Source organism: Micromonospora humi (assembly GCF_900090105.1).
In the GTDB taxonomy this organism is placed as follows: Bacteria; Actinomycetota; Actinomycetes; order Mycobacteriales; family Micromonosporaceae; genus Micromonospora; species Micromonospora humi.
In genome coordinates, this window is sequence record NZ_FMDM01000006.1 from 224,279 (window position 1) to 238,605 (window position 14,327).

General features: G+C 71.6%; 17 protein-coding genes. 2 read left to right on the forward strand and 15 right to left on the reverse strand.

Features of this window, described 5'->3' with window-relative positions:
* Positions 1–11 precede the first annotated feature (11 nt).
* The 14 genes from GA0070213_RS14145 to paaA all read right to left on the reverse strand — a co-directional run bounded on the left by GA0070213_RS14145 (position 12) and on the right by paaA (position 11,171).
* Complete coding sequence (locus GA0070213_RS14145; RefSeq protein ID WP_089154551.1) at positions 12–377, reverse strand: NADH-quinone oxidoreductase subunit A; 366 nt, start codon at positions 375–377, stop codon at positions 12–14.
* Between the two features lie 132 nt (positions 378–509).
* Positions 510–1,784, reverse strand: coding sequence for a geranylgeranyl reductase family protein (locus GA0070213_RS14150; protein ID WP_091063209.1), 1,275 nt, complete (start codon positions 1,782–1,784; stop codon positions 510–512).
* 134 nt (positions 1,785–1,918) lie between these two features.
* Positions 1,919–2,137, reverse strand: coding sequence for a hypothetical protein (locus GA0070213_RS14155; protein ID WP_091062857.1), 219 nt, complete (start codon positions 2,135–2,137; stop codon positions 1,919–1,921).
* Positions 2,138–2,209: 72 nt separating this feature from the next.
* Entirely contained in the window at positions 2,210–2,923 is a 714-nt protein-coding gene (locus GA0070213_RS14160; RefSeq protein ID WP_091063212.1) for a demethylmenaquinone methyltransferase, read from the reverse strand.
* Positions 2,924–3,013: 90 nt separating this feature from the next.
* Positions 3,014–4,279 (reverse strand): COG1361 family protein, encoded by a 1,266-nt coding sequence (locus GA0070213_RS14165; protein WP_091062859.1) that lies wholly within the window; start codon positions 4,277–4,279, stop codon positions 3,014–3,016.
* Between the two features lie 198 nt (positions 4,280–4,477).
* The gene (locus GA0070213_RS14170; protein ID WP_139128670.1) at positions 4,478–5,650 is read right to left on the reverse strand and encodes a hypothetical protein; all 1,173 of its coding nucleotides are present in this window, start codon (positions 5,648–5,650) and stop codon (positions 4,478–4,480) included.
* A 271-nt stretch (positions 5,651–5,921) separates the two neighbouring features.
* Positions 5,922–7,112, reverse strand: a complete 1,191-nt coding sequence (gene mqnC / locus GA0070213_RS14175; RefSeq protein ID WP_091062863.1) for a cyclic dehypoxanthinyl futalosine synthase — start codon at positions 7,110–7,112, stop codon at positions 5,922–5,924.
* A 77-nt stretch (positions 7,113–7,189) separates the two neighbouring features.
* Positions 7,190–7,330: a hypothetical protein gene (locus tag GA0070213_RS14180; RefSeq protein ID WP_245716383.1), complete on the reverse strand. Its 141-nt coding sequence runs from the start codon at positions 7,328–7,330 to the stop codon at positions 7,190–7,192.
* Positions 7,327–7,470, reverse strand: coding sequence for a hypothetical protein (locus GA0070213_RS14185; protein ID WP_245716384.1), 144 nt, complete (start codon positions 7,468–7,470; stop codon positions 7,327–7,329). Before GA0070213_RS14185 ends, GA0070213_RS14180 begins: the two co-directional genes overlap by 4 nt.
* A 24-nt stretch (positions 7,471–7,494) precedes the next feature.
* The gene (paaE, locus tag GA0070213_RS14190) at positions 7,495–8,622 is read right to left on the reverse strand and encodes a 1,2-phenylacetyl-CoA epoxidase subunit PaaE (protein WP_091062864.1); all 1,128 of its coding nucleotides are present in this window, start codon (positions 8,620–8,622) and stop codon (positions 7,495–7,497) included.
* The gene (gene paaD / locus GA0070213_RS14195; protein WP_245716385.1) at positions 8,619–9,104 is read right to left on the reverse strand and encodes a 1,2-phenylacetyl-CoA epoxidase subunit PaaD; all 486 of its coding nucleotides are present in this window, start codon (positions 9,102–9,104) and stop codon (positions 8,619–8,621) included. The genes paaE and paaD overlap by 4 nt, the downstream gene beginning before the upstream one ends.
* Entirely contained in the window at positions 9,101–9,826 is a 726-nt protein-coding gene (paaC, locus tag GA0070213_RS14200) for a 1,2-phenylacetyl-CoA epoxidase subunit PaaC (RefSeq protein ID WP_091062867.1), read from the reverse strand. The genes paaD and paaC overlap by 4 nt, the downstream gene beginning before the upstream one ends.
* On the reverse strand, positions 9,823–10,110 hold the full coding sequence (gene paaB, locus GA0070213_RS14205; RefSeq protein WP_091062869.1) for a 1,2-phenylacetyl-CoA epoxidase subunit PaaB: 288 nt from the start codon (positions 10,108–10,110) through the stop codon (positions 9,823–9,825). The genes paaC and paaB overlap by 4 nt, the downstream gene beginning before the upstream one ends.
* Positions 10,107–11,171, reverse strand: coding sequence for a 1,2-phenylacetyl-CoA epoxidase subunit PaaA (gene paaA, locus GA0070213_RS14210; protein WP_091062871.1), 1,065 nt, complete (start codon positions 11,169–11,171; stop codon positions 10,107–10,109). The genes paaB and paaA overlap by 4 nt, the downstream gene beginning before the upstream one ends.
* 372 nt (positions 11,172–11,543) lie before the next feature.
* Between paaA and GA0070213_RS14215 the strand changes: the two genes are divergently transcribed.
* Together GA0070213_RS14215 and GA0070213_RS14220 are read left to right on the forward strand one after the other, a co-directional pair.
* The gene (locus GA0070213_RS14215; RefSeq protein ID WP_091062872.1) at positions 11,544–12,500 is read left to right on the forward strand and encodes a hypothetical protein; all 957 of its coding nucleotides are present in this window, start codon (positions 11,544–11,546) and stop codon (positions 12,498–12,500) included.
* On the forward strand, positions 12,500–13,435 hold the full coding sequence (locus tag GA0070213_RS14220; protein ID WP_091062875.1) for a serine hydrolase: 936 nt from the start codon (positions 12,500–12,502) through the stop codon (positions 13,433–13,435). The genes GA0070213_RS14215 and GA0070213_RS14220 overlap by 1 nt, the downstream gene beginning before the upstream one ends.
* Before the next feature lie 14 nt (positions 13,436–13,449).
* Here GA0070213_RS14220 and GA0070213_RS14225 read toward each other — a convergent pair whose 3' ends face one another.
* On the reverse strand, positions 13,450–14,301 hold the full coding sequence (locus tag GA0070213_RS14225; protein WP_091062877.1) for a menaquinone biosynthetic enzyme MqnA/MqnD family protein: 852 nt from the start codon (positions 14,299–14,301) through the stop codon (positions 13,450–13,452).
* Positions 14,302–14,327 lie beyond the last annotated feature (26 nt).

Below are 14,327 nucleotides of genomic sequence, written 5' to 3' on the forward strand. Positions count from 1 at the left end.
CTGCTACCTCCTCAGTCCCAGTCCAGGCCGCCGCGCCGCCAGACGTAGGCGTAGGCGACGAAGACCGCGACGATGAACATGACCATCTCCACGAAGCCGAAGATCGGCAGGGCGTCGAAGGAGACCGCCCAGGGGTAGAGGAAGATGATCTCGATGTCGAAGACGATGAAGAGCATCGCCGTCAGGTAGAACTTGATCGGGAACCGGCCGCCGCCGACCGGCTGCGGGCTCGGCTCGATGCCACACTCGTACGCCTCGAGCTTGGCCTTGTTCAGACGCCGGGGGCCGGCGAATCGGGCGGCGGCCACGGAGAACAGCGCGAACCCCGCGGCGAGGGCGAACAGCCCGATGATGGGTGCATAAGGAGAGAGCGTCATCGTTGTCCCCTGCTCGTCCTTCCCTGACCTCGGTGGTTGGCCAAAATCACACTATTCACGTCCCTGACGACCTCGGTCGGCGGGGGTCGATCTCTCCGGTCCGTGGTCGGTCGACCCCGGGCCGGTGGTCTTCTACACGGCCGGCGCCACCTTCGTCATGGCGTTGATGACCCGGTCCATCGCGTCCCCACCGCGCGGGTCGGTGAGGTTCGCCAGCAGCTTCAGCACGAAGCGCATCAACATCGGGTGCGGCATGCCGTGCTTCGTGGCCATCCGCATCACCTCGGGGCGGCCGATCAGCTTCACGAAGATCCCGCCGAGCCGGTAGTAGCCGCCGAAGCGGGCCTTCAGCTCCTGCGGGTACGCCATCAGCGCCCGCTCCCGCTCGGCGCCGGCCGGGCGGGCGAGCGCCTGCACGGCGACCTCCGCGGCCAGCTCGCCGGACTCCATCGCGTACGCGATGCCCTCGCCGTTGAACGGGTTGACCATGCCGCCGGAGTCGCCGACGAGCAACACCCCCCGGCTGTAGTGCGGGACCCGGTTGAAGCCCATCGGCAGCGCGGCGCCGAGGATCGGCCCCTCCGCGTTGGCCTCGTCGGTCATCCCCCAGTCCTCCGGGGTGTTGGCCAACCAGTCGGTGAGCAGCTTGCGGTAGTTCGTCTTGCCGAAGGCCGAGGAGGAGTTGAGCACCCCCAGGCCGACGTTCACCCGACCGTCGCCGAGGCCGAAGATCCAGCCGTAGCCGGGCAGCAACGCGTCGTTGCCCTTGGACCGCAGCTCCAGCCAGGACTCCAGGTAGTCGTCGTCGTGCTTGGCCGGCGAGCGGTAGTAGCGGCGGACCGCCACGCCGATCGGCCGGTCCTCCCGCTTGGCCATGCCGAGGGCGAGCGGGAAGCGGCCGGAGACGCCGTCGGCGGCGACCACCAGCGGCGCGTGGAAGGTCGCCGGCTCCTTGCCCGGGCCGACCTCGGCCTGCACGCCGGTCACCCGGTCGTCGGCGTCGAGCACCGGGCCCAGGACGTTCACGCCGGTACGCAGCTCCGCGCCGGCGGCGACGGCACGCCGGGCGAGCAGGTCGTCGAAGTCGAGCCGGGTCCGGACCAGGCCGTAGTTGGGGAAGCTGGCCAGGTCGGGCCAGTCCAGCTCCAGGCGGACCCCGCCGCCGATCACCCGCAGGCCCTTGTTGTGCAGCCACCCGGCCTCGGGCGAGGTGTCCACGCCCATCCGGACGAGCTGGCGCACGGCGCGGGGCGTGAGCCCGTCGCCGCAGACCTTCTCCCGGGGAAACTCCGTCTTCTCCAGCAGCAGCACGCGTACGCCGTGCCGCGCCAGGTGGTATGCCGTGGCCGATCCTCCGGGACCGGCGCCCACGACGATGACGTCGGCGTCGTTCTCCACCGCGGTCATCCGCGCCTCCTCCCGCATGCTCGTGAAATGCTTCACAAGCCGATCGGGTTGGAGTCTATGACCGGCGTTACACCTGTATGCGCCCAGGGGGGCCTAACTTCTCGGAAACCAGCCGGTAAGAAGGTGGAGATCGGTCACGGGCGGGCCGGCGCGGCCGGTCCGAGGCCGGCGTCGAGCCGGATCGTCTCGGGCAGGTGGTCGCGCAACGCGCCGCCGGCCGCCCGGTCCAGCGCCGCCAGCACCTCCGCGACCACCTGACGTACCTCTGCGGGATCCGCGCCGGCCAGCTCCCTCAGCTGCGCGATCAGCTCGGCGGCGTCGTCGTCGGTGGCGGTGTGGTCGGATCCCGTCATGGGCGCGAGCCTACGGCGCAAGCCACCACGAAGTCCGACATTCACGAAATGGCCGGTGAACCGGCCGGGCGATCAGTTCCGGACCGCGCGGTGCAGGGCGACCACGCCCCCGGTCAGGTTGCGCCACGCCACCCGACCCCAACCGGCCGCGCCGACCCGGGCGGCCAGGGCCGCCTGGTCCGGCCAGGCCCGGATCGACTCGGCGAGGTAGACGTAGGCGTCGGGGTTGCTCGACACCGTCCGGGCCACCGCCGGCAGCGACCGCATCAGGTACGACAGGTAGACCGTCCGGAACGCCGGGTTGACCGGGGTGCTGAACTCGCACACCACCAGCCGCCCGCCCGGCCGGGTGACCCGGGCCAGCTCACGCAGGGCCGCGTCGGTGTCGTTCACGTTGCGCAGCGCGAAGGAGATGGTCACCGCGTCGAAGCTCGCGTCGGCGAACGGCAGCCGCAACGCGTCCCCGGCCAGCAGCGGCACCGCCGGGCGGGTGCGCTTGCCGGCGTGCAGCATGCCCAACGACAGGTCGGCGCCGACCGCGTACGCGCCGGAGTGGGCCAACTCCTCGGTGGAGACGCCGGTGCCGGCGCCGACGTCGAGCACCCGCTCGCCGGGACGCAGCCCGAGCGCCGCCCGGGTGGCCCGCCGCCAGGACCGGTCCTGCCCGAAGGAGAGCACGGTGTTGGTCAGGTCGTACCGGGCCGCCACGCCGTCGAACATGGCGGCGACCTCGTGCGGCTGCTTCTCCAGGCTGGCGCGCCGGCCCTGCGGGGAACGACTGTTCACCCCTCCACTCTGCCAGCCACGCCACCGGAGGTACGGCGCGGGGGCGAGGTGGTCGCCCACCTCGCCCCCGCCATGTCCGGTCCGGCCGGCTCAGTCCTCGGTGCGCTCCTCGGTCGGGGCGACCAGGACCACCTTGCGACGCCGGGACAGCATCAGCAGCGCCGCGCCGGCGGCCAGCACGACCGCGCCGATGCCGCCGATCAGGCCCACCTGCATGCCGGTCACCGGCAGGCCGCCGTCGCCGGAGCCACCGCCGCTTCCGCCGCCCGTGGTCGGGGTCGGCGTCGGCACCGCGGTCGCGCTGCCGCTCGGGGTCGGCTCGGCCGTCGGCGTGGCCGTCGGGGTCGGCGTCGGCGTCGGGCTCGGCTCCGCGCTCGGGTCGACGAAGACGTCGAACTGGGCGCTGTTGTCGACGTCGTCGACCTCGGAGAACGTCCGCCGCTGGGCCGAGCTGGCGACGCGCGGCGCCTCCTCGGGCGCGCCGGAGGCGGAGTCCAGGCCGGCGGCGAAGACGAAGCCGGGACGGAGCAGCTTCTCGGTCACGTCCGCGCCGACCTTCACCCGCACACCCGCGGTGTAGTACTGGCCGGGCTTGAGCACCACGCCGCGGTCCTCGCAGTACGCCTGCGCGAAGCCGCCCAGGTCCTGCTCGACGCAGCCCTCGGGCAGCTCGGCGAAGGTCACGCCGGCCGGCAGCGTTATCCCGTACGCGACGCCGGTGGCCCGCTTGCTGCCGTCGTTGAAGACGGCCCAGTCGAGCGGCGCGGTCTCGCCCGGCCGGACCGGACGCAGGTTCGCCTCGCCGACCTCGTCGCCGTCGACCTGCACGTCGGCGTAGACGTCCTGCACCCAGGTGGTGAGGTCGTAGCCGGGCGCGGTGACGGTGACGTCGTGGTCGACCGTGTTGTTCTCCAGGTCGGGGTCGGCCGTGGCCGAGCTGATGGAGACCGTGAGCGTGCCGGCCGCGCCCTTGCCACCGGTGGAGAAGAGCGGGATGCCGAAGTCCTCGGTGGTGCCGGCGGCGAGGTCACCGAGCAGGCAGGAGAAGGCGGTGCCGGAGACCTCGCAGCCGTCCGGGACGAGCACGCCCACCTTGCGGGGCTTGAGGCCCTTGGTCTCCACCGTGACCCGGACGTCCTTGGCGTCGACGGTGCCGGTGGTGTTGTCGACCTGGAACTTGAACGGCTTGGCCTTGGCCTGGTCGACGCCCTTGGCCAGCTGGTAGCTGAGCGGGATGAGCTGAAGGTCGGCCTCGCCGGCGGCGTGCGCCGGGCCGGTGACCGCGCCGAGACCGGCGGTGGAGAGAAGGGCCACCACGCCGGCACGCGCCAGTGTGGATCGGTAACGGTTGGTCATGGTTCCCCCGGGGGTAGGGACGTGCCGATCAGGCACGGAACGAACGGACGGTACCGGAGCGGCGCGGCGTAGCGCCAGCGCTGCGCGGATGGGATTCCCGCCTGCCTCGGCAAACAGCAGGGGCGGGATGGTCACCCATCCCGCCCCTGCCGCGGTGCGTTATGTGAACGGCCCTCATGGGCCGATGGAGGACAACCGTCAGACGGTCGACTTCTCGTCACCCGGGGTCACCAGGACCACGCGGCGACGGCGGGCGGCCATGAACAGCGCGCCACCGGCGGCCAGCACGGCCACGCCGACGCCGCCGAGCAGGCCGGCCTGCGGACCGGTGACCGGCAGGCCACCGTCGTCGTCACCGTCGCCACCGCCGGAACCGCCCTGGGCGGCGGCGACCACGACAGCGTACGCGTCGGTGTTGTCGGTCGCGTCGACCTCGACGGGCGCGGCGGCCTCGGCGTTCGCCGGCAGGGCGCTGCGGCCCGTGGCGCGGGCGGTCAGCGACTGGGTGCCCAGCGCCTCGACGGTGACCTTGCCACCGCTCAGGCTGCCGGCCTTGACGTCCTTGCCGACGGTGAGCAGGTGGAAGAAGCGGCCACCGGCGATCTGGTCGTCACCCGGCTTGTCCTTCGACTCCGGGATGAAGTCCAGGTCCTGGTAGGTGCAGACCCGCGAGGACTTGGCGGCGTCGTCCACGCAGCCCTCCTCGGCCTCGGCGAACGTCACGCCCTTGGGCAGCTTGACGCCGATCTTCAGGCCGGACGCGGTGGCGTCACCCTGGTTCCAGGTGCTGTAGATCAGCTGGGCGGTCTCGCCGGCGTGCAGGTCGCCGACCACCGAGAGCTTGTTGCCCTCGACCTTGACGGCCTTGTCCACGTCGGAGGCGACCACGGTCAGGTCCGGGCCGGTGCCCTCGACCTTGACCTTGACGGTCACCTCGTTGTTGGACTCGTCCGGGTCCGGGCCGTCGTGCAGGATGATGGCGCTGATCTCGCCGGCGTCGCCGACCCCGGTGCCCTTGCGCTTCAGCGGGAAGCCCCAGTCGACGTCCGCGCCGGCCTTCAGCACGTCGCCCTCGATGCCGCAGAGGATGATGCCGTCCTCGCGCTTGTTGCAACCGGACTCGTCGATGTCCACCTTGGCGGTGTCCAGCTTGCTGATGTCCAGCCCGACGAGGATGCCCTTGGCGTCCACCTTGCTCTTGTTCACCAGGGAGACGCTGGCGGTCTTGCCGGGCGCGCCCACGGCGATCGTGGTGCCGGTGGCCTCGATGGCGAGGTCGGCCGAGTTGGGCTCGGCCATCGCCGGCGCGGCGAAGAGGCCGGCGGCGAGGACACCGGTGGCACCGGCGAGCACGCGACTACGGATAAGCATGGAAGTGGTTCCCCCCGTGGGGTGCAGGAAAGGGTACGGGCGGGGACATTAGCGGTCCGCGATCTCCCCCGCCATCCCACCCGGCGGACGTTCACCACCTGCACACCTAAGGATCGCTTAAAGGTGGTCCGAATTGATCGCTCTTGCTCCGCTGCGCCCCTCCCGGCGACCGGACGACCGGCCCGCCGGAAGGACCCGTTAGCTCAGCAACCATCAGCCGTTCGACCGACCGCCGGTCGTCACACGCGGTGCGGAGACGCTCGCCGAGCGCTCAGTTCACCTCGACCAGCGGCAGCGACCGGCCGGCGCCGCCGCCCGGCAGGGCGATCGACGAGAAGTGCGAGACCACCCGGTCGTCGCTCGGGTCGTCGGCGGGAGTGTGGTGCACCGCGAGCCGGTGGTAGAGCGTGTCCCGCTGGGCCGGGATCCGGTCGGCCGACCGGATCATGCCGATCAGCTCGTGCAGGTTGGACCGGTGCCGGGCGCCGGCGGAGGAGATGACGTTCTCCTCCAGCATGATCGAGCCGAGGTCGTCCACGCCCATGTGCAGGGCGAGCTGCCCGACGTCCTTGCCGGTGGTCAGCCAGGACGCCTGCAGGTGCGGCACCGTCTCGAAGAAGAGCCGGGCCACCGCGATCAGGCGCAGGTATTCCAGCGCGGTCGCCTGGGTGCGGCCCTTCAGGTGGTTGTTCTCCGGCTGGTAGGTCCACGGGATGAAGGCCCGGAAGCCGCCGGTGCGGTCCTGCACGTCCCGGATCATCCGCAGGTGCTCGATCCGCTCGGCGTTGGTCTCGCCGGTGCCCATCATCATGGTCGCGGTCGACTCCAGGCCCTGCCGGTGCGCCAGCTCCATCACCTCGAGCCAGCGCGCGCCGGACTCCTTCAGCGGGGCGATCGCCTTGCGCGGCCGGTCCGGCAGCATCTCGGCGCCGGCACCGGCGATCGAGTCCAGCCCGGCGGCCTTGATCCGGGCGATGGCCTCGTCGAGGCTCACGCCGGAGACCTTCGCCATGTGCAGGATCTCGCTCGGGCCGATCGAGTGGATGGCGAGCTGCGGGTAGGCCTGCTTGACCGAGGAGAACAGCTCCTCGTAGTAGTCCACGCCGTAGTCGGGGTGGTGCCCGCCCTGGAGCATGACCTGGGTGGCGCCCAGCTCGACCGCCTCGCCGCAGCGGCGCAGGATCTCCTCGGTCGGGTGGGTCCAGCCCTCGGCGTGCTTGGGGGCCCGGTAGAACGCGCAGAACTTGCACGCCGTCACGCAGACGTTCGTGTAGTTGATGTTGCGGTCGATCAGGTAGGTGACGATGTTGTCCGGGTAGCGGCGCCGCCGTACCGCGTCGGCCGCCTCGCCCAGCGCGTGGAAGGGCGCCTCGGTGTAGAGCAGCAGGGCCTCCTCGGGCGTGATCCGCCCACCGTCCGCGCCACGCTGCAGGATGTCGTCGATCTCCCGGCTCACCGTCACGCCGTCGAGCCTACGTCGCGGCCACGACGACCGACACGCCACTCCTCGGCCAGGTGACGAGGACCCCAGTCGCCGGGTCAGGCCATTCCCGGGCTCGCCACCGGCAACCCCACCGCCTTGGCCGCCGCCAGCAGCCGCCGGTCGTCGGTCAGGAACGCCACGAACTCCGTAGCCGTCGCCTGGCGGGCCAGGATCTCCGCGGAGTCGAGGTAGATCACCAGCGTTCCTCATCGCGCGCCTCGACCAGCGCCGCCGCGACGTCCACCATGGGATCGCCGAGCACCGGCGACATGGGCACCGGCCCGGTCGTCGTGGGGGCCGTCGCCCGCCCCTCGAGCAATCTGTTCCACGCGGCCACGTGCAGGACGTCGCGTCCTACACGTCACGCGTCGTAGTCGACCGTCAGTTTTTCGGTCACCGGGCTGGACTGGCAGGTCAGCACGTATCCGGCGGCCACCTCGTCCGGCTCCAGCGCGTAGTTGCGGGCCATCGTCACCTCGCCCTCCACCACCCGGGCCCGGCAGGTCGAGCAGACCCCGCCCTTGCAGGCGTACGGCAGCTCGCCCCGCACCCGCAGCGCCGCGTCCAGCACCCGCTCGTCGCGGCCCATGGTGAAGCGCGACGAGCGCCCGTCCAGCACCAGCGTCACCTCGGTGCCCGACCCGTCACCGGGCCGCTCGGCCGGGCGGCGGGCCGGCTCCGCCGCCGAGTCCACGTGGAACAGCTCGGTGTGCACCGCCTTGTCGGGCACCCCGCGCCCGGCCAGCACCGCCTTGGCGTCCTCCACCATCCCGTACGGGCCGCAGAGGAACCACTCCTCGATCTCGTCACCCGGCACCACGGTGTCGAGCAGCCGGGTCAGCCGATCGGCGTCGATCCGGCCGGAGAGCAGCGCCGACTCGCCCATCTCGCGGGACAGCACGTGCACCAGGTGCAGCCGGCTCGGATAGCGGTCCTTCAGGTCGGCCAACTCCTCGGCGAACATCACCGTGTTCGCCGTGCGGTTGCCGTACACCAGTGTGAACGTGCTCTCCGGCTCGACGGCCAGCGCGGTCGCGGCCAGCCCGAGCACCGGCGTGATGCCGGAGCCGGCGACCACCGCGCCGTAGCGGCGGACCCGGTCCGGGGCGAACGCGGAGGTGAAGTGCCCGAGCGGCGGCAGCACCTCGACGGTGTCGCCACCGCGCAGCGCGCCGCACGCGTACGCGGAGAAGGCCCCGCCGGGGACCTCGCGCACCCCGATCCGCAGCCGGCCGTGCCGGGCCAGCTCGTCCGGGGTGGAGCTGATCGAGTACGACCGCCGCGCCTCCTCGGCCTCCGGGTCGTCCGCGACGGCCGGGCGCCGGACCGTGAGGTGCTGCCCGGCCCGGAACGCGAACGTCTCCCGCAGCTCCTCGGGCACCGCGAAGGTGATCGACACCGAGTCGTCGGTGAGCCGGTCGACGGCGGCGACGGGCAGCGGGTGGAAGACCGGCCGGCGGCGCACCGGCCGGGTGATGGTGACAGTCACAGCGCCTTCAGGTGGTCGAAGGGTTCGGAGCAGGAGCGGCAGCGCCACAACGCCTTGCAGGCGGTGGAGCCGAACCGGCTGACCTGCGTGGTCTCCGGGGATCCGCAGCGCGGGCAGCGGACCGCCAGGGTCAGCGGCACCACGGTGTCGTCGCCGCGCGGGGCGGGCGGGGCGATGCCGGCGGCGGCCAGCTTGGCCCGCCCGGTCTCGGAGATCCAGTCGGTGCTCCAGGCCGGGCTGTAGACCGTGCGGACCTCGGACTCCGGATGGCCGGCGGCGGCGAGCGCCCGGCGGATGTCCGCGCGGATCACGTCCATCGCCGGGCAGCCGGTGTAGGTGGGGGTGATGGTCACGACCACCCGGCCGGTGTCCGGCTCCCGCTCGACCGCGCGCAGGATGCCCAGCTCGTCGATGGTGATCACCCGGATCTCCGGGTCCACCACCGCCGCCACGGCCGCCCTGGCGTCGGTCGCCGTGGTCACCATGTCGCCCCGGGGTGGGCGCGGTGCAGCACCTGCATCTCGGCCAGCAGATAGGACAGGTGCTCGGTGTGCAGGCCGTCCCGGCCGCCGCCGGGCGTCCAGCCCGTCTCCGGCCGGGTCAGCGTCGCCTCGTCCAGTACCGCGGCCACGGTCGCGTCGACGTCGGCCCGCAGGGTGGCCGGGTCGACCGGCGCCGCCGGGGCCGCGACGAACAGCTCGTGGACGTACGGCCACACCTGGTCGACCGCGTCCTGGGCGCGGCGGTGCGACTCGTCGGTGCCGTCGCCGAGGCGCCTCATCCAGAGCGAGGCGTGGTCCAGGTGGTACGCCGACTCCTTGCGCGCCTTCGCGCCGATCGCGGCCAGCCGCTCGTCGGCGCAGCCGGCCAACGCGGTGTAGAGCGGCAGTTGCCAGGCGGCCAGGAAGAACAGCTTCGCCACGGTCACCGCGAAGTCGCCGTTGGGCAGCTCGACCAACAGGCAGTTGCGGAACTCGCGGTCGTCGCGCAGGTAGGCCAGGGCGTCCTCGTCCCGGCCCGCGCCCTCCAGCTCGCCGGCGTACGTGAGCAGGAGCCGGGCCGCGCCGAGCTGGTCGAGGGCGATGTTGGCCAGCGCGATGTCCTCCTCCATCTCCGGCGCGCGGGTGGTCCACTCGCCGAGCCGCTGCGCCGCGATCAGCGCGTCGTCGCCGAGGCCGAGCGTGAAGTCGAAGACCGTGGTCACAGGTGCGACACCCCGTCCGGCACCTCGTAGAACGTCGGGTGGCGATAGACCTTGTCGGCCGCCGGATCGAAGAAGGCGTCCTTCTCGTCCGGGCTGGACGCGGTGATCGCGCTCGCCGGCACCACCCAGATCGAGACGCCCTCCTGGCGGCGGGTGTAGAGGTCGCGGGCGTTGCGCAGGGCCAGCTCGGCGTCGGGGGCGTGCAGGCTGCCGACGTGGGTGTGCGACAGGCCGCGCCGGGCCCGCACGAAGACCTCCCACAGGGGTGAGGACTGCCCAGTCATGCGGCTACCGCCTTCCGCTCCGCCCGCTTCGCGGCGTATGCCGCGGCGGCCTCCCGTACCCACGCGCCGTCGGCGTGGGCCCGCTGCCGGTGCGTCATCCGCTCCCGGTTGCACGGCCCGTTGCCCTTGATCACCCGCATCAGCTCGGCGTAGTCGGGCTGGGTGTAGTCGTACGCCTGGCGCTCCTCGTTCCAGCGCAGGTCCGGGTCGGGGATGCGCAGGCCGAGCACCTCCGCCTGGCCGACGCACATGTCGACGAAGCGCTGGCGCAGCTCGTCGTTGGAGAAACGCTTGATCTTCCAGGCCATGGACTGCGCGCTGTGCGTGGAGTCGCCGTCCGGCGGGCCGAACATGGCCAGCGACGGATACCACCAGCGGTCGACCGCGTCCTGGGCCATCGCCTTCTGGGCCTCGGTGCCGTGGGCCAGCGTGTGCAGGATCTCGTAGCCCTGGCGCTGGTGGAACGACTCCTCCTTGCAGACCCGGATCATGGCGCGGGCGTACGGGCCGTAGGAGCAGCGGCACAGCGGCACCTGGTTGACGATCGCCGCGCCGTCCACGAGCCAGCCGATCGCGCCGACGTCGGCCCAGGTCAGGGTCGGATAGTTGAAGATCGAGCTGTACTTCTGCCGGCCGTCGAGCAGCAGGTCCACCAGCTCGTCCCGGCTGATACCGAGCGTCTCGGCGGCGGCGTAGAGGTAGAGCCCGTGGCCGGCCTCGTCCTGCACCTTGGCCAGCAGGATGGCCTTGCGCTTGAGCGACGGGGCCCGGCTGATCCAGTTCCCCTCCGGCTGCATGCCGATGATCTCGGAGTGCGCGTGCTGGGCGATCTGCCGGATCAGCGTCTTGCGGTACGCCTCGGGCATCCAGTCCCGGGGTTCGATCTTCTGGTCGGCGTCGATCACGTCGGTGAAGTAGGCCTCAACGTCCTCGTCCGGCGCGGGGGCGCCGCGACGGGCCCGCGCCGCCGCTTCGCGCAGCGCCGCCTCCGCGGCTTCCACCTCGCCGAGCAGGCCGCCGCCCGGAGCGTCCTCGGGTGGGGCGAAGTCATTGCCATACATGAAGCCAGTGTTACAGCTCGCGCCGCATGACACCAGAGGGTGTAACAGGATTCCGACACCACCTTCGGTGACCGGGCCAGCGCTCGCCGTGGTCGCCCCTGACCTGGGCAAACGGCTGTGACGTCGACCACTTGTCGAAGATGAAACCCCCCAAGGGCGGCATAGCGGCTCAATGTCCCGCCCACCTGGCGAGTCACCGGGTGTCGGGATCTGGCGGTTGGCCGGTCCGGAAGTAGACTTCCCCCGGCACACCGATCGGCTGCCGTTGATCGCCACCGCTCAGGCCACCGTCCCCCGGCCTTGTGGCGATCGGGGCCGAAGACATGCGCAAGCGCCGGTCCCCCCGGCCAGACATCTGGAGTTCACCCACTCATGCGACCTCGCGTGACCATGGTGCTCGCCGTCGTGGCGGTCCTCGTCGGCGGCGGCATGCTGGTGCCCGCCGCGTACGCGAAGCTCTCCGGCGGAGACGGCCTGAGCAGCCTCGGCGGCGTCGGCGCCGGTGCCGAGCAGGTGCCCGCGCCCACCCCCAGCGCGCCACCGCCCCCGACGCTGGCCGATGCCCCGGTCTCGGTGAACTTCAAGGGCCAGTTCTTCTCCTGGGCCCTGATGGACCGGAAGACCGGCCGGATCAGTGGCGCCAAGAACATGAACGCCACGAACTCGACCGAGTCAATGATCAAGGCGTGGATCGTCTCCGACTATCTGCACCAGCTCGGTGACAAGCCGCTGAGCGCCCAGCGGCGGCAGCAGGTGGTGACCGCCATCCGAGACAGCAACGACAACGCGGCGGAGTCCCTCTACAACGCCGGCAGGCGCCGCCTGGTGCTCGACCGCATGATCAAGACCTGCAAGTTGACCGACACGAAGCTTGAGGCCACGTCGGCGAAGTGGGCGTACACCCGGATGTCACCGCGGGATGCGGTGCGGATGGGAACGTGCATCGGCGACGGCCGCGCCGCGGGCCCGAAGTGGACCAATTTCGTGCTCGGCGAGATGACGAAGGTTCGTGGTGGCGTCGCGGACCAGAAGAGCGTCACCGTGCAGGGCGGGCGCTGGGGCATCATCGACGGGCTGCCCGCCACGGTGAAGGCGCAGGGCCCGGTCAGCATCAAGAACGGCTTCACCATGCTCTGGGCTGACGGGCAGTGGCACGTCAACTGCCTGGCGATCACCGACGACTGGACGCTGTCCGTGATGATGCGTTACCCGCAGAAGAACGGCCTGGCGTACGGCTCGAAGGTCTGCGCGAGCGTCGCCACGCAGCTCGTCACCCCGCAACCGGGTGCCGCCCTCAAGGTGCCGCAGCAGCCGGTCGGGAAGCTCTGATGGCCGGCGCCCGACGTCGGCCCGGCAGCCACCACCGCCCGTTGGCGTTCACCGCCGTGGCCGTGGCCCTGGTCGGCCTGCTGGTCCTCTCGCTGCGGCTGGTCCCCGGGTCGCCGTTGCAGCAGACCGCCACGTCGCACCCCGAACCGGCCGGCGAGCGGTCCACCACCCAGCCCACCGACCGCAACGCCCGGCCCGCGCCGGCGCCGGCGCGGTCCCTGGAGCCGCTGCCGTTCCAGGCCCAGGATCTCGACGACCTCGACATCGAGGGCTGGTACGCCTGGTCCGTGCTGGACAAGCGCACCGGGAAGATCATCGGCTCGAAGAACATGGGCGAGACCAGCACCACCGCGTCCCTGATCAAGTCCTGGGTGGTCGCCGACTACCTGCGCCGCAGCGCCGAGGACGGCAAGACCCCGAGCGACGCGAAACTCGCCGACGCCACCCGGATCATCCGCGACAGCGACAACACCCGCGCCCAGGAGTTCTACGAGAGCGTCGGCAGCGCGGCCTCGATCAAGCGGCTGATCTCGATCTGCAAGCTGACCGACAGCAAGGCCGCCGCCGACGGCGGCTGGAGCCGCACGCTGCTGTCCCCCCGCGACACCGCGCGACTCGGCCTCTGCATCGACGACGGGCGGGCGGCCGGGCCGAAGTGGACCAAGTGGCTGCTCAACGAGATGCGGCTGGTGCGCGGCGACGGCGACTTCGGCATCCGCAAGGCGTTCCCGGCCGCCGAGCAGAAGAAGATCGCCATCAAGAACGGCTGGATCGACCGGCAGAAGGAAAAGGAGTACCACGTCAACTGCCTGGCGATCGGCGACACCTGGACGATGGGCGTGATGGTCAAGAGCCCGTTCAGCGTCGGCGGGTGGGACTACGGCATGAAGGCCTGCGAGCAGATCACCGAGGCGCTGCTCCGCCCGGCGAACTGAGCCGCAGCCCGCGCTCAGCCCTGGAAGAACTCCGGCCCGCCCGGCGGCAACGCGGGCACCTCCCCGTACGCGGCCGCCCGGCGGGCGAACTCGCGCAGCCCAGCCACCTGCCGCTCGCCCAGCGAGAAGTCGAGCGTGCGGAAGTAGGTGGCGAGCGTCTCGGCGTCGAACGGCTCCCAACGGGCCGCCGCCTCGGCCACCTGGTCCAGCTCGGCCAGGCACAGGTCACGCGAACGCAGGAACGCCTCGTGCACCTCCTTGACCAAGCCCGGGTGGGCGGTGGCGAAGTCCCGGCGAACCGCCCACACGGCGAACACCATCGGCAGCCCGGTCCACTCGTGCCAGGCCTGCCCGAGGTCGGTCACCGCGAGGCCCTTGCCGGGCGCCTCGTAGAGCGCGCGCAGCGCCACGTCGCCGATCAGCACCCCGGCCTCGGCTTCCAGCAGCATCTGGGTCAGGTCCGGCGGGCAGCGGAAGTATTCCGGGTGCACCCCGTAGCGCTCGGCGAGCAGCACCTGGGCCAGCAGCACCCCGGTGCGCGAGGTGGAGCCCAGCGCCACCCGGGCGCCGTCCAGCTCGGCCAGCGGCCGGGTGGAGACCATGTTGACGGAGAGCACCGGGCCGTCGCTGCCGACCGCCAGGTCGGGCAGGAGGAGCAGCTCGTCGGCGTGCTTCAGGAACTCCACGAGCGTGATCGGGCCGATGTCGAGGTCACCGCGGACCAGGTCGGCGCTCAGCCGGTCCGGCGAGTCCTTGTGCAGGTCGACGTCGAGCAGCGCCCCGGACCGCATCAGGCCCCAGTAGATGGGCAGGCAGTTCAGGAACTGGATGTGCCCCACCCGGGGGCGGGCGATGCGGTCGGCCATGACCCGACCGTATCCCCGCCCGCACC